This is a genomic window from Paenibacillus sp. FSL R5-0345, assembly GCF_000758585.1.
GTDB lineage: Bacteria > Bacillota > Bacilli > Paenibacillales > Paenibacillaceae > Paenibacillus_AQ.
This window is the reverse complement of the sequence record NZ_CP009281.1, coordinates 3,170,229-3,188,565: the sequence shown is the minus strand read 5'-3', so window position 1 is coordinate 3,188,565 and position 18,337 is coordinate 3,170,229. Positions and strand designations below refer to the sequence as shown.

Here is an 18,337-nt window from a genome sequence, read left to right as displayed (position 1 = left end):
ACGGATGGCTTAAGCAATAGTTCCATTTATTTCTAATCTGTAAATTTTACAGTTAATGAAGATAACTTCAGAATTCCACTAATCCATATGTACTTATTTCACTATCGTAAAATCTTTCTCACTCTCATTAAGAGGCAGATCACTCATAGTTACTTTCTTTACAGATGCCCGTTTCAATGATTGCATGCAATGAACTAAAAAAGAGATTTGTTGCTCTTCTCCTTGCACTTCTAGCTCTACACTTCCGTCGTTTAAATTTCGTACCCTACCCGTTAATCTCATTCTTTCAGCAATCGTATATATTTCCAAGCGGAATCCTACATTTTGAACTCTACCTGAGAAAACCACTTGCTTTCTAACGACAGGACTTGAAGGAAGATCCAGTAACTGAATACGATTTGCATGCCAAATCACATAATTATTTCTAACTTTTTTGAACACATTCACACGTTTCATACTCCTTTTTTAGAACTACTACGATTTATGCTATATTGTACCATAGCCGTTGGTAAAATAAGGGGCTGAGTTTATCACTCTTTAATTACAAAATGCACAAAAAGACTCAGCATTCTGCTGAGCCTCCTTGTTGGTATTAACCTCAGTGCTAGAAATTGAAATACTCCGGATCTGCACCCATCCGATGGCTTACATTCAAGTCATAAGTTGGTTCAATCTATTCGTTAAAATCAAACAGAGTAGTCGTTAAATATCGTTCACCAGTATCCGGCAAAATCACCACAATCGTCTTCCCTTTATTTTCTGGACGTTTAGCAATTTGTGTAGCTGTATATACCGCGGCGCCAGACGAGATCCCTACCAGTAACCCCTCGGTCTTGGCAATTTCACGCGCTACGTTAAATGCGTCTTTATTCTTCACCTGAAAAATCTCATCAACAACCTCTTTATTGTAAATCTCCGGAATGAAGTTAGCCCCAATTCCTTGAATTCCATGCGCACTAGGCCGGCCACCAGATAATACTGGTGAATCAAACGGTTCAATAGCAACGATTTGTACCAAAGGGTTCTTAGCCTTCAAAGCTTCCCCAACCCCTGATATGGTGCCTCCAGAACCAACACCTGCGATAAAAATATCTACATTTCCATCAGTATCTCGCCAAATTTCTTCCGCTGTAGTCGTTCTGTGAATTTCCGGGTTAGCTGGGTTGCTGAATTGTTGTGGAATGAATGCATGTGGAATTTCCGCTGCCAATTCCTCCGCCTTTCTCAAAGCACCGCTCATCCCTTCAGCTCCAGGTGTTAATACAAGCTTAGCACCAAGCGCAGCCATCACCTTACGGCGTTCAATACTGAATGTATCCGGAAGAACGATAATCAACGGGTACCCAAGGCTGGTTGCAGCCATTGCAAGGCCAATGCCGGTATTGCCACTTGTTGGCTCTATAATTACAGAATCTTTATGAATTAAGCCTTTATCCTCAGCATCTTTGATCATCGCATAACCTATACGATCCTTGACGCTACCTCCAGGATTAAAAGACTCTAGCTTGGCAAGGATTTTTGCTTCAACGTTTTGAGATTTACTATATTTCGAGATTTCCAATAACGGTGTATTGCCAATCAAATCAGTTACGCTTTTATATATATTAGCCATAATATTCTCCTCATTTCTTATTAACCCATCAGCTTACTTAGCATTAAGTCTAACAGGATTTAGAGTATATTATCAACTTGTTGTATTTCGTCTAACCGAAACGCTGGACTCTCGCACGATTAAACGCGGATCAAGCTGCACCCTTTGGTAGTCACCCGTAACATTATCTTGGATCCGTTGCAAAAGAAGCTGAGTAGCTAATCGAGCTACTTCATTTCCCATGATCGAAACTGAACTAATCTGTGGAGTTGTAATAGTTGTCCATGAGTTATTGTCTACTCCTACCACTGCCACATCTTCAGGAACATGAACCCCTAATTCTTTAAATCGGTTTACGATTCCTATAGCGACCATGTCATTGACTGCATAAATAGCATCTGGCATATGGGTCAGGCTATAAAAATAATCTGCGGCTTGTACCCCAGTTTGCAGGGAGAAATCTTCTCCAAAATAAACCAAAGAAATATCCACTTGATTTAAAGCTTGTTGATAAGCGAGATAACGATCCTCAATGAGATCTTTCTGCGCACCTGCGTATGCGATTCTAGTTCGACCAATACTGATTAGATGCTCCATTATAAGCTGACCTTCAAACCGTGACAGGCTAACGATATCGGCTTTTACGTTTTCTGTGATCCGCTTCCCGTAATTAATGATGGAGACTGGAACGCTCGATTTATTGATTAGCTCTACCATAGTTTTGGGATAAGCAAGGGGCATGATAATGAGGCCATCGACATGTAATTTCTTGATCTCACGGATTGTTTCAAGCTCTGTCCGCGGATTTCCGGAAGTATTAATCTGAATCACGCGATAACCGTCCTGTTTAGCGGCTTGCTCCACGGACCAAGCAATATCTGGAATAATAGCATTTCGAATATCAGGCACAGCCAGAGCAATTTGCTTCGTTTGGCGAATTTTCAGACTTTGTGCAGAAGTATTAGGTGTAAAACCCATTTCCTCAATCACTTGCAGCACTAATGCTTTAGTCTTGGAACTGATTCCCTCTGAATTATTGATCGCCCTTGAAACGGTAGCAATACCTACTCCCGCTCGTTTCGCTACATCCTCTATGGTTACTTTGTTTTTATTAGCCAAGTTGATAGTCCCCTCATTTTCGGAATCGTTTCCGTTATCATAGCTATTATTATATCCATCCGGCTCATCCAAGCCGCTTTTCCAATGTGTTTATTGTAACATAAATGTGCTAATAAAAGCACTTATAGTAAGTACAAGTAATCAATTTATGCCTATAAACACTACGTTTAGGTGAAATTTTTCACTAATTTTCGATATTAATTTTTTATTATTTAAATTTGACAATATGAAAATTATGTGACATATTTGTTCTCGGAAACGTTTCCTCTTTCACAGAAGAAAAACACTATTTATTATCAATTAATTAATCTAGGAGATGAATGATATGCAAGCATTAAGATGGCATAACGTCAAAGATCTACGGTTAGAAACGATTGAAGAACCAGCAGCCCTTGAAGGAAAAGTGAAAATCAAAATTGAATGGTGCGGGATTTGTGGCAGCGATCTTCACGAATATGTAGCCGGCCCTATTTTCATTCCCCAAGGTACAGATCATCCCCTTACTGGTGAAAAAGCTCCAGTCGTAATGGGACATGAATTCTCTGGACAAATCGTGGAAGTAGGTCAAGGCGTTAGCAAGTTTAATGTTGGTGATCGAGTCGTTGTCGAGCCTGTCTTTGCATGTGGTGAATGTGCAGCTTGTCGACAAGGTAAATACAATCTTTGCGAAAAAATGGGCTTCCTAGGTTTGGCTGGTGGTGGCGGTGGATTCTCAGAATACGTCGCAGCAGACCAACATATGGTACACAAAATCCCTGATAGCTTGTCCTATGAGCAAGGCGCTTTAGTAGAACCCTCTGCAGTTGCTCTCCATGCTGTTCGTTCCAGTCAATTAAAGGTTGGGGACAAAGCTGTAGTCTTCGGCGCGGGTCCAATCGGTTTGCTTGTGATTGAAGCGTTGAAAGCTTCCGGTGCTGCTGAAATTTATGTCGTAGAACTTTCCGAAGAACGTAAGAGTAAAGCTGAAGAACTAGGCGGTATAGTAATCGATCCTAAGCAATATGATGTGGTTGAAGAAATTCAAAAACGTACCGATGGTGGCGTGGATGTTGCTTTTGAAGTCACAGGTGTCCCTCCCGTCCTAACACAGGCAATTAATTCCACTAAATTGAGTGGTCAAATCATGATCGTCAGTATTTTTGAAAAAGATGCTACGATTACTCCAAACAACATCGTACTTAAAGAACGTAATTTAACTGGTATCATCGGATACCGTGATGTATTCCCAGCAGTAATTAGCCTGATGGAACAAGGTTACTTCCCTGCGGACAAACTGGTTACTAAGAGAATCAAGTTGAACGAAGTGATTGAACACGGGTTCGAAGCGTTACTGAAAGAAAAAAATCAAGTGAAAATCCTTGTAAGTCCTAAACAATAACCATAAGCAGCCCTGTGGCTGATCTATAGAAGAAGAGTCCTTCTCGATAAGAGAGGGACTCTTTGCTCTTTTATAGAATTATGAGTACTTCTCATTTAATAAATAGTGTAGATTCTCTTTTACCGATGGCCATTCTTTATCCAAAATACTAAAGACCACATTATCATGAATCGAACCGTCAGATCTGATTCTATGCTGGCGCAGAACTCCTTCTCTTACAGCCCCTAATCGTTCCACTGCTCTTTGTGACCTCAAGTTACTCGCCACCACTGTAAACTCTACACGAACCAGCTTAAGCTCTTCAAAGCAATAGTGAAGCAGTAATGATTTAGCCTCAGTATTTACACTAGTTCTCCAATATTCCGGCGAGATCCACGTACATCCGATTTCAGCATTACGATGAACCATATCCGGATGCATGATTCGAGTAGTACCGACGATTTGTCCAGAAGCTTGTTCAATAATAACAAAGGGAATTTGCGATCCATTGGTTTGATTCGCGAATGCGGTTGTAATTAAATCCCGCACCTGCTCGTCCGACGTTATTTTTCGCCAAGTAAATTCCCAGATATTCGGATTTCTTAATACTCTCGCTAGCCCTTCTACATGACTTTCATCCATAGGAACTAGCTTGATTGTTGTGCCCTCCAAGATTGAATGACGAGGTTGGTTCATTTTGCACACCGCTCTCTTAATGATATATGTTGGATGATATCCGCAATTTCTTCTACTTGATAAGCGATATGATCTGCCCCGGCATGCTCCAGTTCTTCTTTAGGCCCATAACCAAACGTCACACCGATCGATTCCACTCCACAGCCTTTAGCTCCGATGATATCATGCTCGCGGTCTCCAATCATCACAGCTTCCTCTGGATGAATAGCATTCTGATCGAGGACGTACTGTATCACTTCTTTCTTTTTAGATCGGGTTCCGTCTAGATTACTACCACCGATATGCTCAAAATAATGATCTAGTTTGTAACGTTCAAGAATTTGTTCTGCAAAAACAGTAGGCTTGGAGGTGGCTACATACAATGAAAATCCATTAATCTTAAGACCTTCCAGCAATTGCGGTATACCATCAATCACCATATTCTCAAATAGCCCAACGGTGCTGTAACGCTCACGGTAGAAAATAACCGCTTGACGCGCTTGTTCCTCTGAGAACTGATGCAGTTCAATAAATGAATCGTAAAGAGGTGGACCTATGTAAGGAAGAAGCATATCCAAATGCTCGATCTGAATATCAAATTTGTTCAATGCGTATTCTACGCTTTTTGTAATGCCTACTTTTGGGTCCGTTAATGTCCCATCCAAATCAAATAAAATACTTCGTAGTCCTCTTCCCACGCTCGTCTTGCTCCCCTCGATTGTAATTAATGGATGTATTTATAATACATTCGTTTCTACATACTTTCCACATACTTCTCGAATACGATCAGTACGAAAGTTATTTTTATATAACGGAGGAGTATTTTATGAACATGACGCATTATATGTCTTTGCTAGCGGACAATCAGCCATGGAACTTGATTTTATTCATGGCGATCCCCGTGATTTTTGCTGAGACGATCACCGTTACAGAGTTTATTATCTTATTCACCAAGAATCTAAAAGGCTCGTTACGAACCTTCAACAAAATCTGCAGCATTCTAGCCGGATTGTACTTCACAGGGGTATTTCTCTACTTGTTCCCTACTGCATTCATCCCTTTGTCAGTAAATGGCGAGTGGCATACGTGGGTGGATGTGGTAGCCGTAGGTTTCTATTTGAGTGGAGTGCTCTTCTTATTACCGTTAGCTTTGTTAGATCTTGGTCTGATCGCTCGTAAACGGACTGAAGAAGAGAAAATGAAGCTTCATTTCATACTCATCAGCGGGTTCTTGGTTGTAGCGCATATCGCGATGATCTTTGGGATGATCAATCCGGAAATTGTGGGCAGCATGGGTGGAATGGGCGACATGATGCACTAACTTAACATATAAAAAAGCAGATCAAGGCTAAACCCTTGGTCTGCTTTTCTAATCTAATAGGACACGAAGGTTATCCTGTGCTTTGAACGGAGATCACACTTCGTTTCTTGCGCAATAATAACATAAGCGGTAATCCAAACAACACGATGATTGAGCCGACTACGAATACATCATTCACACCCATCGTGAACGATAGTAATCTTATCGAATCAGTATTACCTGCACCTGAGTTAATTAACTCCTTAGAGTGAAGCAAGGATCTTGTTGACAAAATAGAGGTGAAAACCGCAATACCGAGAGAGCTTAAGACATTCCGAACCCAGTTGTTGATTGATGTGGCGTGACCTGACCATTCGACTGGAATTTCCTCCATAGAGGCTGTGCTGCTTGGGACGTTGGCTAATCCAATGCCTAGATTCCGAACGACCATCGCCCACATAATGAAGCTGTAAGAAACGTTCGTATGCAGCCGACTCATCATGAATAAACCGATGAAAATAAATAAAATACCAGCAGAAATTAACTTCACAGGCCCAAACTTTGGATACATCTTACCCACGATTGGACTAAGTAAAGCCAGAAGAATCGAAGATGGCAATAAGATAAGCCCCGTTTTAAGCGTTGTTGCTCCTTCTACTGTTTGCAAGAACAATGGTGTTAAGTAAGTTCCAGCATACATCGCTATCGTCACCAGGCTATAGATACTAAGCATGGCAGTAAAGCGGCGATTTCGGAAGACGCGCAGATTCAGCAGTGGTACTTCCGCCTTCAGCTCGTGCAAGACAAAGTAAACTAGAAGAACGATACCCACAAGTATTAAGGATAAGGTCTTCCATGAACTCCACCCCCAGCTGTTGCCTTGGCTAAATGCAGTTAGCAATGATAAACTCCCCAGTACTACGGTAAGAAATCCAGGAATATCAAAGGACTTCGGAACATTCATTCGATAGTATGGAATTAACGCTACAGTCAGAATAATAGCAATGATCCCAATGGGAATGTTAATTAAGAATAACCAGTGCCAGCTTGCATACTGAAGTAACCATCCGCTAAATGTCGGACCAATGGCTGGGGCAACCATCGCGGACAGTGACCACAGGCTAACAGCGAAAGGTCTGCGTTCAGACGGAATCACTTGGAAAATAATCGTCATGGTACAAGCCATAATCAATCCGCTGCAAGAGCCTTGAAGCATTCGAAATACAATCAGAGAGGTTGGATTCCAAGCTATTGCACAGAGTAAGGAGAACATGGTGAATCCCATCAAAGCGAACAGATACAGTCGCTTATAGCTGAATCTGCCACCCAGATATCCGGCAAGTGGTGCAGTCACTCCTGTTGCTAGCATAAAACCTGTAACCATCCATTGCATAGTGTTCAGGTTCGAATGAAAATGATTCATTAAAAGAGGAACAGCTATGTTGATGGTCGTTGTACTTAAGACAGAGACGAAATTTCCAAAGAATATGGCAATCATTATAGGCCAAAAATGAATTTTACTTTCTTGTTTAACATCCATGCTACCCCTCCTTATCTTTTTTATATGTCTACTTTTACATATATAATTTAACTTAAACAATGTTATAATCGTATAGACGATATGTCAATCATGACATATGCCCAAAAATCACAATATTAACGGAATAATAATAACTGGAGGGCTTCAGAGTAATGAATACACTGTCTTATGGTCTTCTGACTTTACTTAGTGCTAACTCGTTGTCTGGATATGAACTAACACAAAATATCAAACCGTTATGGCGAGCCGGACATAGTCAAATCTATCCGCTTCTAATGAGCATGGAGCAGCAAGGTTTCATTTCATATCAGCTCATTCAGCAATCGGATAAGCCGGATAAAAAGGAATACTCCATTACGGAAGCAGGACTTGAGCAATTGCGGAAATGGGTGGAAACCCCAGCGGAGCCTCCAGTTCTTCGGGACGAGCTGCATTTCAAGCTGTATAGCTTATGGCTCTCCAAACCTGAGGAGGCAAAGGACCTTCTGCAAAAACGTGCAGAGTTTTGTAAAAGCGAACTAGAGCGCTACAAGGTCTTGCTGAAAGCCAACGAAGTTTTACGTGATGAACGAGGTGAGACTCGCGAATTAAAAGCAACGACTTTTGGACGTTATTTACTCATTCAGAAGCGTGTGCTGGATATGGAGAGCTCTATACAGTTTTGCGAATGGGCGCTTAAAGAGCTTGAGCCAACAGAATCGCTTAGTTGATTGCATGTAAAAAGAGACTTCGCGTAAATACGCAAAGTCTCTTTTGGTTCTTACTTTTCGGTTTCTGCTAATCTAGGCAACTGTACCTCGCAACGGGTTCCAACTCCAGGCTGACTTGTAATTCGAATCTTACCGCCGTGTAATTCTACAAGCTTTTTAACAATGGATAGTCCAAGTCCTGTACCCCCATATTGCCTTGAGCGTGATTTCTCAACTCTGTAGAATCGCTCAAAGACAAAGGGGAGTTCTTCCTCAGGAATCCCGATTCCGGTATCTTCTACAATAAATTCAACAGCATCCTCGTCAGCCTTCTCGTTCACATGGACCTTAATCTCACCTTCATCCGAATAACGGATCGCATTCTCCAGAAGATTCATCATAATCTGTTCCATCCGCTTTTCATCTCCACGAACCCTATACGAATCTCCATGATAAGCAATCTTCAGCTGAATTCCCTTCTCTTTGGCTTTCAGCTCGACTCTGCGTACCGCTTGTTCTGCCATATACTTAAGATCTAGCCACTCCAACGTAAGCGTGACTTTACCTTCCTCCATCTTTGCCAGTTCAAATAAATCTTCTACCAGATGTTCAAGCCGATTCGCTTCCTCGTGAATAATATCCAAATACAGATCTCTTTCCCCTTCAGTCTCATAAAGTCCACCCTTTATGACCTTGGTATACCCTTTCAAATATGTGATGGGTGTTCGAAGCTCATGAGAAATATTGGCTAGAAATTCCTGACGCGTATCCCGGTATCTTTGCAGATCTACAGCAAGGTCGTTAATCGCTCCTGCCAAAAATCCAATTTCATCGTTGCTCCGTATGGAAAGTCTCGTTTCCAATTCACCGGCAGCGATTTTTCGAGTCGCTTTCTGCATCTTGATCAGCGGCCTTGATAATAGCAAGCTAATTATTCCTGTGATCCCTAATGCCAATATAAAAGCCCCGATTCCTGCGAGCAGCAGTAGGTTACGAATTGAAGCCAATGATTGCTTCATGTTCTCTGTAGAGGACATGACATAAAGTGCGGACTGAATGGTGTGATCCTCTGAAATAGGTTTTCCAGTGATGAAATATCTATGGCCTGTAGGATCTTTATACTCAAAACTCACACTTTTTCCGGCAAAAATCCGATTAAGATCCGAAGCATGGATGAATGAACGATCTGCGCGGTCATGAACACCCGAATGTAGAATAACACTACCGTCTTTTGAAATATTAAATATACTCACGTCCGAAAACTCTGCAAAAGTACTCATCATCTGCTCGTTTGAACTATCCGGCGATTCAGCCATCCCGATAAAGTGTGAGGTCAGCTCCTCCGTTTCTTTTTGCATCTCGTTGTAATAAAAGCTGGTAAACATTCGGTCTATTGTGATCCCAAGAATAAGCAAAACAACTAAAAAAACAGACATGATGACCGACCCGAGCTTCAGTCCGATAATATTGTTCTTCATATGTGATTACCTGGGATCTCAAATTTATAGCCTAAGCCCCATACCGTTTGAACAGGATTATAGGACAGTCCGGCCTTATGTAGTTTCTCGCGAATATTCTTAATATGTGTGTCGATGACACGATTCTCCCCCTCATAATCATTGCCCCATAAACGCTCCACTAGTTCTTCTCTCGTAAAGACACGATGAGCATTTTGCGCCAAGGCTGTTAGCAGATCAAATTCCTTGAGTGTGAATTCAACAGCTGTATCCAGAATATGTACCTCACGAGCGTCCGGGTAAATCGCTAGCCCCGGATAGGTCAGAACCTTTTTTAAAGGTTGTTGGGTCGATGTTAGCATTGAACGCCTTACTAAAGAATAAATTCTTGCCACTAATTCCTCTGGCTCAAATGGTTTGGTGAGATAGTCATCCGCGCCTATGCCGAGGCCGTGTACCTTGTCCTTGGTTTCCGAGCGGGCTGTAAGCATTAGAATAGGGACAGAACTTACCTCTCTGACGGCTTTACAAACCTGCCATCCGTCCATATCTGGCATCATCACATCCAAAAGGATTAAATCAAAGTTTTGTTGTTTCAACAAAGCGAGTGACTCATGCCCCGTTGACGCTTCTTTAGTCGTCATTCCTTCTTTCGTTAAATAAATCCGTATTAAATTCCGCATGTTCCATTCATCATCAACGATCAATACCTGAAGCTTATTCAAGTCGTTCACCCTCTTCGTGGCCTAGTTCTTCTTATTATACAAAATAACACAGAACAAGCCGACATCGTCGCTATTGATGCCAGCCTGTCGTACTCTTAGTGACCGGAATGCGGATTGCCTCCTGCAGCCGGTGAAATTTCCAGCATATCATCGATTTCGCTTTGGGCATTTTCTTTTATTACATTGCTGTCTCCAGTTATCCATGCATGGTTATAGGGTCCTTCTGCTGGTGAATCTTGAAATTTGGGTTGAAGGGTCATCATATATTCCATCACTGCATCTGGCAGCCCGTCTTTTTCCGTAAAAATAAGCGGTGCGTGTTTCCCTAAATGTGAAAAAGGTGCAGCGGCGATCGCCAACATCGTTGAATCGGTAGTCAACAAAGACAAGTTATGTCCAGGTGTCGTTATGCCCCAACCGAAACCGTTGCTGGCATCCTTAAAAGTAGCAAAAGCAATGGCATTCTCATAAATGTCTTTTCCAGCTATACGGGTTACTGTGCCGAATTCCTGTAATTGCTTTTCTACTGCTGTAGATACAACTTTTTCAGGTCCTAAGATATAAATCGTAGCCGAACCACCACGCTCTTTCAAAGCATCAACTGTAGGGGCGGGAATTTCATCTTTTGTTACATAGAGAAGCGGCTCCGGCATATGGGCGATCCAGTTCACTGCAGGCAGTGTGTACTCAGGACTATCCATAGAACCTACAATGACTGACTTTGGAAGCTCACCGGAAGCTTTTGCATAATAAGTATCAATGGTTTGCGCTACAGCTGCCGGCTCGTCCCCTTCAATTCGGTCTACTTTCAGATCCAGTGTCTTTAATTGTTGTTCCACATTGGAAGCCATGGGTCCGACGAGCACTACTTGTACACCATTATTACCTTCAGCGCCTAAAGGATTCAATCGCTTAAGCTCTGCTAACGTTGCCTCGGGGACACCCTCTTTCGTTGTAAAAAGAATAGGACCATTGTTCGGATGATGAATCAAATCCGCGCTGACCGCGGCAATCTGCCAATTGCTCATATCCGTTAATACTACACTTGAAGGACTATTGTTCTTGGTCTGTGCCGTCCATAACGTTTGAGAGACTATAACGGCTGCCTCTATAGGGTCAGAAGTGTTAATACGTGTAGTGTTTTTTGTTGCTATCCAGGGTTGATCCAGGGTTGAAGTAACAGCTTGCTTATCTGAACCAGAATTGGCTTTATCGCTCGATTGACAGCCAGCTAACACTGCACTTAGTAGCATTGTAACAGCAACTATGGGTATGATTTTTTTCATTCTAAACCCTCCATTTTGATTTTCTCGCTTGATTTAGAGTAGTTTAGTCTATAAATGTGTAGAAAGTATGTAGAATTTAAAATATATAAAATTTGTATATTGATGCAAAAAGAGCATCCGTAAGTCACAAACGACTTAAGATGCTCTTTTTACTTTAGAAACACTATTTAAGTGATTACCAGTGTTTAGCGATAAAGGTATCCCGTCCGGATTGCTCACGATCCTCTTTATAATGCTTGGGGTTCTTGTGATGATAGTCCTGATGATACTCTTCCGCTCGATAAAAGGTTGGCGCAGGAAGGATTTCCGTCACGACGGGTCCTGAGAATCTGCCACTGACAGCCACCTGCTCCTTCGAGGCAAGGGCTGCTAAACGTTGTTCTTCGTTATAGTAAAAAATGGCTGTCCGGTATTGTGTTCCTCTATCCTGAAATTGTCCACCATCATCCGTGGGATCAATCTGAGGCCAATATAATTCAAGCAGCCTCTCGTATGAAAAAAGCGCCGGATCAAACGTAATTTGTACCACCTCGTAATGTCCTGTTGTTCCTGTTTTGACTTCTTCGTAAGTTGGGTTCTCGGTTAATCCTCCAGCATATCCCGATACAATCCCTTGGATACCTGGTAACTCCTCAAACGGTGTAACCATGCACCAAAAACAACCACCTGCAAACATTGCTTGTTCCATATGTTCAAGTCTCTCCCTATCCATCATCATCTAGTAAATAACATATGCTATGACGATAATCCTTATAGGTTATAAAGTCAAAGGAAATAACCATTAATATTCGAATTCAATGCATTAAAACGTTATAATATGATCATCAACGGAATTAGAAAGGAATAACCTATGAATAAAAATCGCTTGGGTCAGTCCGATTTGTATGTAAGTGAAGTAGGACTCGGGTGCATGTCCTTAGGTACGGACGAGGCAAAGGCCATTTCCATCGTCCATGAAGCGCTCGATCAAGGCATTAACTTTTTAGATACAGCCGATCTGTATGATGAGGGTCGTAATGAAGAGATCATTGGTAAGGCGATTCGTCACCGCCGCGAAGAGGTAATATTAAGTACAAAAGTGGGCAACCGCAGAATTCCAGGTCAAGAAGGCTGGAGCTGGGATGCATCGAAATCCTATATCAAATCTGCAGTCAAAGACAGTTTAAGACGCCTCCAAACAGATTATATCGATCTGTATCAGCTGCATGGCGGAACGATTGATGATCCGATGGATGAGACCATTGAAGCCTTTGAAGAACTTAAACAAGAGGGTCTAATTCGATATTATGGAATCTCTTCTATTCGTCCTAATGTCATTAGAGAATATGTAAAAAGATCAAACATAGTCAGTGTAATGAGCCAATACAGCATCTTAGATCGACGGCCTGAGGAAGAAATTCTCCCTCTGCTGGCCGGGCATGGAATCAGTCTAATTGCCCGAGGTCCTTTGGCGGGTGGCATTCTTTCCGAAAATGGCCGCAGCAAAGCAGAGAAAAAGTACTTAGATTACAGTAGTGATGAGCTTCTACAATTGCATGATCAGCTTTCGCAACAAAAGAGTGACTCTCGAACCCTAGCACAAACGGCACTGCATTATCCATTAGATCATCCATCTGTGGCAGTTATTATCCCAGGAGCGAGTAACATGGAGCAATTGAAGAATAATGTAACGGCTGTTAAGTCTCCCCCTCTAACTTCAGAGGAAATCGAAACGATCCGCGGGTTGAGTAAAGCGAACCGCTACACACTACATTTGTAAAGTAATCAGTCATTTATAAAATTAAGAGCGTCAGTTAAGAAACTGACGCTCTTTTTTTATTTTCTTTTACCGATGTATAACAAATGTGATGATATACCTAAGATTGAGGGATCATTTGCTTTAGATATGAGAAAGTTAATCAAGCTCTCTTCCCCCTCTTGGTGAGTCCAATACTGCTGCTGTTCAGCAGTTAACATGGCTGCAATGCTTGATGATCCAATTAATTCTATAGATTCAAATCCATTCGTTTCCATGAAAGGCTGAATCTCATCAATATTAAAATAATAAGCACCTGTAAACCGGCCCTTGTCACTATGATTAAAGATTCCATTCTCAAAGAATTCATTAATGGTGTTCATATTGTCGTTCGGTTTCCACTGCTGCGGGGATTGTAAGGAATTAATGGTCATTCTCATTCGACTTTGAAAAGCCACAAATACTAGACCGTCCTGTTTGGTCACGCGATGCAACTCTTTTACAGCTGAAATTCGTTCCTCTTCCTTCTGCAAATGATACAAAGGACCAAGCATCAATGAAACATCATAATTCTCATTAGGTATTCCTTCTAAATCAATAGCATTTAAGTTATGAAACCCGTCAAATTGCTCAGTTAATTCTAGTTCAGCTGCCTTTTCCATTGCTACTTCAACTAATTTAGGTGTGATATCTGAAAGGGTTACTGTATATCCGAGCTTAGCCAGTTCCATCGCATATTTACCGGGTCCTGCGCCATTATCCAGCACCTTTCCAGCTGACGGCATATATTTCTTGATATAATGGAGATTAATAATGAACTCTAAGGGTTCTCTATCCAGCCTGCCCCACTCATCAAAGCTAGAGTAATAATCAATAATATTGCTCATCAATATAACACCTGCCTTCTTTTGAAAACTATTATCTCCGATATACCAAATTTATACTATAGATCTTTCTTACATTTTACCATTAAAAAATTGATTGAAGGTTTATTGATCATGTCCTTGTGCGGCTCGTCAATTTCAGAGAACTCAACTAGTCCATAGGTTTCAAACTCTTGTGTAATGGATTCAGCATCATAAAAAAATATTTTTACGCCATAATCTGTCTCGTAATAATTTTTATCCAATAGAGTACCTTTTCCAAACATAGGAGCTTTTTTCGAAACCGTTGTAAAAATCATATAACCACCTGGCTTTAGCTGGTTGTAGCAATCCTTAATGAACTTTTCTCTTTCACTTTTATTCAACAAATGAATAAGACCATGGCAAAATATACCCTCATAACGTTTGTTATCAAAAGGCATGTCAGTCACTGAACCATGATAAATGCTAATATCAAGCCCATTTTCTCTCGCCAAATCAATCGCGGTTTGTGAAATCTCAATACCTGTAACTTTTATTCCACTCTCAACAAAAACCTTTGCATTTCTACCATATCCAATACCCGGTACCAATATGTCCTTAATGTTCTTTTCAAGGTAAAAGTCTTTAGTGGCGATTGCGGAGTCTGCAGGTTCAAATCCCCACATCGTTTGTTTTTCGATAAAGCTTGATTCCCAGAATTCCGTCATATTTCATTCTCCTTTATATTAAAGTTATTACGGACTTATATTATCTTTAATTGTTTCCAAAAAAGAACGGATCATTACTCCGTCTTCATTGTTTTCGCCAAATCTGCAATTTTCTTGTTCTCCAAGTACTGCTCCATCTGTCTTTCAGCGTCAATCACAACCTGTTGAATCAGGCACTCGCTACCGTGATCCAGGCTACATTCGAATAAAGATGCAGTCCCTTCGATCGCATGGATAATATCCAGAAAAGAGATCTCTTCGGACTTCCTTCTGAGACGATAGCCACCGTTTGCGCCGGGTGCAGATTGAATCAATCCAGCCTTCACTAGCTTGGTCATCATTTTGGACAGATAGGTTTGTGAAACACCCAGCTTCTCAGCAAGCAATTGAACACCTACGGGCTTATCGGACGCTGCCGTCACCAGATACAGCATTGCATGAAGCGCATAGTCTGTCGCTTGGGAATATTTCATTAAGCACCTCCATTAACGACTTTGAAAATCCATAATAACTCTAATCATTAAAAAAGACAAGCATATACAATGTGTGCTATCAGTTACCCAAACTGTATTAGTATAACTTACAATTTGCTCTGTAAATCTTTAGTTAAATAAAGTAATAGATCATCATCGACCATGACGGGTTGTCCTGGTATGACAGGAACATTATTATACATCATTCCTCTACCGTCTAAAATGTAACCGCGAGCAGTATACATTCTTTGCGCATTACCGTAATCCTTATAGAGGCCTACCCCTAACCCAATAAATCTAAAGTCCTTAGCCGCAATACGTTCTAATTCATCAAACAATTTGCTCGCAATCTGCTTTCTTCTATACTCGGGAAAGATATTCAGATCGTTAATTTCCGGGATGTGATCCTCACGAAAAAAAGGATATTTTGATTCATAGAGTAAATGGCAACATCCTGCTACGGAATCATTGTAATGCGCAATTAAGGTTACCCTTTTATTCGTTTGATTCTCTTTTAGACATTGACGATAGTAATCTCCGCGTTGATACCATCCAAAGTGTTCAGCAAATTTAAAATCTAGGATTTCAGCTTCTTCGATTGTGGTAAGCCTAGTAATGCTTATTACTTCTTTCATCTTTTCCCCTCCATCTCTCAAGTTCATACGACTCTATTTAGTTTCCCTTACAATAGGCTCCGATGTTGAAATAATATCAACGACATGGTCAATACAACAGATCCCATAATGCTTATACGGTCTTACAAAATCCTTTGATGCGAATATTCCATAAGAAATAAAATCAAGATACCTTGATTTCTTATAAATCCTAAATGTTTTTCCGTCAAATTCCTCATAATCATCCCTAGAAGTAAAGAATTCATTTCTAACCGAATATGCAATATAGGAGTGAAAATCCACTTGTATTATTGGAGAGCTCTTTTCGTTAACCATAAGTGGCTCAGTGATATCACTAGCTTTGCTTTTACAAAAAGATAGCCTTAGTTGATTTACCTCTGGCTCTATTAGACCAAAGAAAAACACATCCTGCAATTCTTTTAAATCTGTATAATTCATCTCATCGCCTCCTCATCACTAATTTATTCTCATGCCATGTTCTACGATTTCTTTTGAAGCTGATACGCTACTCTTTCACTTTACGGTTAGCTTTTACATGCTTGAGTTGAGCAACTATAATGACACTAATAATAACCAGAAGGAACCATGAACTGATCTTACTGACACTAACCACATGCCATACCTGATTCTGATCAGGATATTTCCAAGCATTAAAGAATGTAGCGATGTTCTCAGCTAACCAGATGAAAAAACCTACTAAGAAAAATGCCAGTGTCAAGGGCATCCGATAAGTAGTGGTTCGTACCCGATAAATGATCCAAGTTTTCCAAAAAACAATGAGTACAAGCCCCTTTAGCCACCAGCGAAAATCAGGAATGAAGTGATGCGTGAAAAAGTTCAGATAGATAGCTGCTCCGAGCGACCCAGCAGCAGCAAGTCCCGGCCAACCGGTCATATCCATCTTCAGTCTACGCCAAATTTGACACATATAGCTCGCTACGCTCGCGTACATAAACCCGCTATACAGTGGCACTCCAAACACCTTGGTTAGCCCGGGTTCAGGATATGACCATGACCCCATTCTTATCTTATAAATTTCCAGCAATAAACCAATAATGTGAAATACACAAATGACTTTAATTTCATCTAGCGTCTCTAATCCAGTACGGTACATAAGATATTGAACGGTAAGCAATATAATAAGAATGGCATCATATCGGTAAATGTAAGGCAGATCTATTACGTTAGAGAGCGCTAAAGTCCCAAAGATCGCAATAGGAAATATGCAACTCATCGCCTGATGGTAGCCAAAATGCAGAAGCTGCGTTATTGATTTCAATGATGCTCTCTCCTTTCCAGTCATGCTACTCTTTTCGGTATTCTAAAATATCTCCAGGCTGACATTCTAAAGCTTTACAAATCGCATCAAACGTCGATAATCGGATCGCTTTTGCTTTTCCATTTTTCAATATAGAAAGATTAGCCATTGTAATGCCAACCCTTTCAGTAAGCTCTGTAACGCTCATTTTCCTTTTAGCTAACATCACATCAATATTCACTATAATCGCCATTGTTTTCTCCTCAGACGGTTAGGTCATTTTCTGATTTTATTTCTATGGCATTTTTCAAAAGCTTTTGAAGAACAGCAGCAAAGACCGCAATTACAATTGGAGCACAAGTCATGACAAGTCCGAGTACTATTAAGCCTGGTGCATCAGCTTCCTGTGCCATTTCGTAAATAAGTGGCATACCCGCCGCATATAAGATACTGATGATGATTGCACAGTAAATTATATTTTTTAAAGCCTTAATGGATAATTCTGAGAACGCTTTGTTCTTGTCTATGAAGCTTAGAAGTCTTAACGCCTGATATAAAGCTACAAAATAGGCTATCACCGTTACATACACCCCTATAAGAACGGGATAAACCAAATACACCGGATAATCTCCAGCTGCTTTGTTAGGTATCGTAGGTAACCAAAAAATACACAAAGCAAGAACCGGAAGTCCAATAAGAATTACAACCATCTTTAAAAAGAGTGTTTCTCGTTTCATAAGCTGCACCTCACAAAGTTAATAATCTGGATTCAATTTATCATATAATTTATCGTAATTCAATATTTTTTGATTGTATAACAATTATTATTTATCATTAATACATCCCCTATTATTTTTCACCTCTAATTATTGCACATCAAAAAGGCCCCCTTCTCATAAAGATTGAGAAAAGAGCCACGCCTCT

General features: G+C 40.7%; 22 protein-coding genes. 4 read left to right on the top strand and 18 right to left on the bottom strand.

Going from position 1 to position 18,337, the window contains the following annotated elements:
• Positions 1 to 93 precede the first annotated feature (93 nt).
• The 3 genes from R50345_RS14050 to R50345_RS14040 form a co-directional block, all read right to left on the bottom strand.
• Positions 94 to 456 (bottom strand): acylphosphatase, encoded by a 363-nt coding sequence (locus R50345_RS14050; RefSeq protein ID WP_231574198.1) that lies wholly within the window; start codon positions 454 to 456, stop codon positions 94 to 96.
• Between the two features lie 217 nt (positions 457 to 673).
• Positions 674 to 1,612 (bottom strand): cysteine synthase A, encoded by a 939-nt coding sequence (gene cysK / locus R50345_RS14045; protein ID WP_042127494.1) that lies wholly within the window; start codon positions 1,610 to 1,612, stop codon positions 674 to 676.
• Between the two features lie 72 nt (positions 1,613 to 1,684).
• Positions 1,685 to 2,710 carry a LacI family DNA-binding transcriptional regulator gene (locus R50345_RS14040; RefSeq protein WP_042132164.1) on the bottom strand — a complete coding sequence of 342 codons (1,026 nt, stop codon included), beginning with the start codon at positions 2,708 to 2,710 and terminating at the stop codon, positions 1,685 to 1,687.
• A 325-nt stretch (positions 2,711 to 3,035) separates the two neighbouring features.
• Here R50345_RS14040 and R50345_RS14035 point away from each other — a divergent pair, with 325 nt between their 5' ends.
• A complete protein-coding gene (locus tag R50345_RS14035; RefSeq protein ID WP_042127492.1) occupies positions 3,036 to 4,088 on the top strand; it encodes a 2,3-butanediol dehydrogenase in 1,053 nt (350 codons plus the stop codon).
• 78 nt (positions 4,089 to 4,166) lie between these two features.
• On the opposite strand, the gene R50345_RS14030 is transcribed toward R50345_RS14035, so the two are convergent.
• On the bottom strand, positions 4,167 to 4,763 hold the full coding sequence (locus R50345_RS14030; RefSeq protein WP_042127490.1) for a GNAT family N-acetyltransferase: 597 nt from the start codon (positions 4,761 to 4,763) through the stop codon (positions 4,167 to 4,169).
• Positions 4,760 to 5,440, bottom strand: a complete 681-nt coding sequence (locus R50345_RS14025) for an HAD family hydrolase (protein ID WP_042127488.1) — start codon at positions 5,438 to 5,440, stop codon at positions 4,760 to 4,762. Before R50345_RS14025 ends, R50345_RS14030 begins: the two co-directional genes overlap by 4 nt.
• Before the next feature lie 128 nt (positions 5,441 to 5,568).
• Here R50345_RS14025 and R50345_RS14020 point away from each other — a divergent pair, with 128 nt between their 5' ends.
• Positions 5,569 to 6,063, top strand: coding sequence for a DUF6803 family protein (locus R50345_RS14020; RefSeq protein ID WP_042127487.1), 495 nt, complete (start codon positions 5,569 to 5,571; stop codon positions 6,061 to 6,063).
• 70 nt (positions 6,064 to 6,133) lie between these two features.
• Here R50345_RS14020 and R50345_RS14015 read toward each other — a convergent pair whose 3' ends face one another.
• A complete protein-coding gene (locus tag R50345_RS14015) occupies positions 6,134 to 7,582 on the bottom strand; it encodes an MDR family MFS transporter (protein WP_042127486.1) in 1,449 nt (482 codons plus the stop codon).
• 152 nt (positions 7,583 to 7,734) lie between these two features.
• Between R50345_RS14015 and R50345_RS14010 the strand changes: the two genes are divergently transcribed.
• Positions 7,735 to 8,292 (top strand): PadR family transcriptional regulator, encoded by a 558-nt coding sequence (locus tag R50345_RS14010; protein ID WP_042127485.1) that lies wholly within the window; start codon positions 7,735 to 7,737, stop codon positions 8,290 to 8,292.
• A gap of 50 nt (positions 8,293 to 8,342) precedes the next feature.
• Here R50345_RS14010 and R50345_RS14005 read toward each other — a convergent pair whose 3' ends face one another.
• The 4 genes from R50345_RS14005 to msrA all read right to left on the bottom strand — a co-directional run bounded on the left by R50345_RS14005 (position 8,343) and on the right by msrA (position 12,427).
• Positions 8,343 to 9,749: a sensor histidine kinase gene (locus R50345_RS14005; protein WP_042127483.1), complete on the bottom strand. Its 1,407-nt coding sequence runs from the start codon at positions 9,747 to 9,749 to the stop codon at positions 8,343 to 8,345.
• Complete coding sequence (locus R50345_RS14000; protein WP_197069784.1) at positions 9,746 to 10,453, bottom strand: response regulator transcription factor; 708 nt, start codon at positions 10,451 to 10,453, stop codon at positions 9,746 to 9,748. The genes R50345_RS14005 and R50345_RS14000 overlap by 4 nt, the downstream gene beginning before the upstream one ends.
• A gap of 95 nt (positions 10,454 to 10,548) precedes the next feature.
• Positions 10,549 to 11,739, bottom strand: coding sequence for an ArsR family transcriptional regulator (locus R50345_RS13995; RefSeq protein WP_042127481.1), 1,191 nt, complete (start codon positions 11,737 to 11,739; stop codon positions 10,549 to 10,551).
• A gap of 175 nt (positions 11,740 to 11,914) precedes the next feature.
• Complete coding sequence (msrA, locus tag R50345_RS13990) at positions 11,915 to 12,427, bottom strand: peptide-methionine (S)-S-oxide reductase MsrA (protein WP_042127479.1); 513 nt, start codon at positions 12,425 to 12,427, stop codon at positions 11,915 to 11,917.
• Positions 12,428 to 12,589: 162 nt separating this feature from the next.
• On the opposite strand from msrA, the gene R50345_RS13985 reads away from it, so the two are divergent.
• Positions 12,590 to 13,498 (top strand): aldo/keto reductase, encoded by a 909-nt coding sequence (locus R50345_RS13985; RefSeq protein ID WP_042127476.1) that lies wholly within the window; start codon positions 12,590 to 12,592, stop codon positions 13,496 to 13,498.
• A 56-nt stretch (positions 13,499 to 13,554) separates the two neighbouring features.
• On the opposite strand, the gene R50345_RS13980 is transcribed toward R50345_RS13985, so the two are convergent.
• From R50345_RS13980 to R50345_RS13945, 8 genes are all read right to left on the bottom strand, one after another.
• Positions 13,555 to 14,361: a class I SAM-dependent methyltransferase gene (locus R50345_RS13980; RefSeq protein WP_042127474.1), complete on the bottom strand. Its 807-nt coding sequence runs from the start codon at positions 14,359 to 14,361 to the stop codon at positions 13,555 to 13,557.
• Between the two features lie 56 nt (positions 14,362 to 14,417).
• Positions 14,418 to 15,047 (bottom strand): class I SAM-dependent methyltransferase, encoded by a 630-nt coding sequence (locus tag R50345_RS13975; protein WP_042127472.1) that lies wholly within the window; start codon positions 15,045 to 15,047, stop codon positions 14,418 to 14,420.
• Between the two features lie 74 nt (positions 15,048 to 15,121).
• The gene (locus R50345_RS13970; RefSeq protein WP_042127470.1) at positions 15,122 to 15,520 is read right to left on the bottom strand and encodes an RrF2 family transcriptional regulator; all 399 of its coding nucleotides are present in this window, start codon (positions 15,518 to 15,520) and stop codon (positions 15,122 to 15,124) included.
• A gap of 107 nt (positions 15,521 to 15,627) precedes the next feature.
• The gene (locus R50345_RS13965) at positions 15,628 to 16,155 is read right to left on the bottom strand and encodes a GNAT family N-acetyltransferase (RefSeq protein ID WP_042127468.1); all 528 of its coding nucleotides are present in this window, start codon (positions 16,153 to 16,155) and stop codon (positions 15,628 to 15,630) included.
• 33 nt (positions 16,156 to 16,188) lie between these two features.
• Positions 16,189 to 16,593 carry a hypothetical protein gene (locus R50345_RS13960; protein ID WP_042127466.1) on the bottom strand — a complete coding sequence of 135 codons (405 nt, stop codon included), beginning with the start codon at positions 16,591 to 16,593 and terminating at the stop codon, positions 16,189 to 16,191.
• Between the two features lie 67 nt (positions 16,594 to 16,660).
• Complete coding sequence (locus R50345_RS13955) at positions 16,661 to 17,458, bottom strand: DUF817 domain-containing protein (protein ID WP_042127464.1); 798 nt, start codon at positions 17,456 to 17,458, stop codon at positions 16,661 to 16,663.
• A 1-nt stretch (position 17,459) separates the two neighbouring features.
• Positions 17,460 to 17,666, bottom strand: coding sequence for a helix-turn-helix domain-containing protein (locus tag R50345_RS13950; protein WP_042127462.1), 207 nt, complete (start codon positions 17,664 to 17,666; stop codon positions 17,460 to 17,462).
• 10 nt (positions 17,667 to 17,676) lie between these two features.
• Entirely contained in the window at positions 17,677 to 18,150 is a 474-nt protein-coding gene (locus tag R50345_RS13945; RefSeq protein WP_042127460.1) for a DUF2975 domain-containing protein, read from the bottom strand.
• Positions 18,151 to 18,337: the final 187 nt, after the last annotated feature.

Excerpts from the sequence above, each read along its gene's own strand:
- R50345_RS14020 (WP_042127487.1), top strand. The coding sequence starts at position 5,569 with ATGAACATGACGCATTATATGTCTTTGCTAGCGGACAATCAGCCATGG.
- R50345_RS14030 (WP_042127490.1), bottom strand. The coding sequence starts at position 4,763 with ATGAACCAACCTCGTCATTCAATCTTGGAGGGCACAACAATCAAGCTA.
- R50345_RS13945 (WP_042127460.1), bottom strand. The coding sequence starts at position 18,150 with ATGAAACGAGAAACACTCTTTTTAAAGATGGTTGTAATTCTTATTGGA.
- R50345_RS13995 (WP_042127481.1), bottom strand. The coding sequence starts at position 11,739 with ATGAAAAAAATCATACCCATAGTTGCTGTTACAATGCTACTAAGTGCA.
- cysK (WP_042127494.1), bottom strand. The coding sequence starts at position 1,612 with ATGGCTAATATATATAAAAGCGTAACTGATTTGATTGGCAATACACCG.
- msrA (WP_042127479.1), bottom strand. The coding sequence starts at position 12,427 with ATGGAACAAGCAATGTTTGCAGGTGGTTGTTTTTGGTGCATGGTTACA.
- R50345_RS14015 (WP_042127486.1), bottom strand. The coding sequence starts at position 7,582 with ATGGATGTTAAACAAGAAAGTAAAATTCATTTTTGGCCTATAATGATT.
- R50345_RS13965 (WP_042127468.1), bottom strand. The coding sequence starts at position 16,155 with ATGAAAGAAGTAATAAGCATTACTAGGCTTACCACAATCGAAGAAGCT.
- R50345_RS13960 (WP_042127466.1), bottom strand. The coding sequence starts at position 16,593 with ATGAATTATACAGATTTAAAAGAATTGCAGGATGTGTTTTTCTTTGGT.
- R50345_RS13955 (WP_042127464.1), bottom strand. The coding sequence starts at position 17,458 with ATGACTGGAAAGGAGAGAGCATCATTGAAATCAATAACGCAGCTTCTG.
- R50345_RS13950 (WP_042127462.1), bottom strand. The coding sequence starts at position 17,666 with ATGGCGATTATAGTGAATATTGATGTGATGTTAGCTAAAAGGAAAATG.
- R50345_RS14050 (WP_231574198.1), bottom strand. The coding sequence starts at position 456 with ATGAAACGTGTGAATGTGTTCAAAAAAGTTAGAAATAATTATGTGATT.
- R50345_RS13970 (WP_042127470.1), bottom strand. The coding sequence starts at position 15,520 with ATGAAATATTCCCAAGCGACAGACTATGCGCTTCATGCAATGCTGTAT.
- R50345_RS14010 (WP_042127485.1), top strand. The coding sequence starts at position 7,735 with ATGAATACACTGTCTTATGGTCTTCTGACTTTACTTAGTGCTAACTCG.
- R50345_RS14035 (WP_042127492.1), top strand. The coding sequence starts at position 3,036 with ATGCAAGCATTAAGATGGCATAACGTCAAAGATCTACGGTTAGAAACG.
- R50345_RS14005 (WP_042127483.1), bottom strand. The coding sequence starts at position 9,749 with ATGAAGAACAATATTATCGGACTGAAGCTCGGGTCGGTCATCATGTCT.
- R50345_RS13985 (WP_042127476.1), top strand. The coding sequence starts at position 12,590 with ATGAATAAAAATCGCTTGGGTCAGTCCGATTTGTATGTAAGTGAAGTA.
- R50345_RS13980 (WP_042127474.1), bottom strand. The coding sequence starts at position 14,361 with ATGAGCAATATTATTGATTATTACTCTAGCTTTGATGAGTGGGGCAGG.
- R50345_RS13975 (WP_042127472.1), bottom strand. The coding sequence starts at position 15,047 with ATGACGGAATTCTGGGAATCAAGCTTTATCGAAAAACAAACGATGTGG.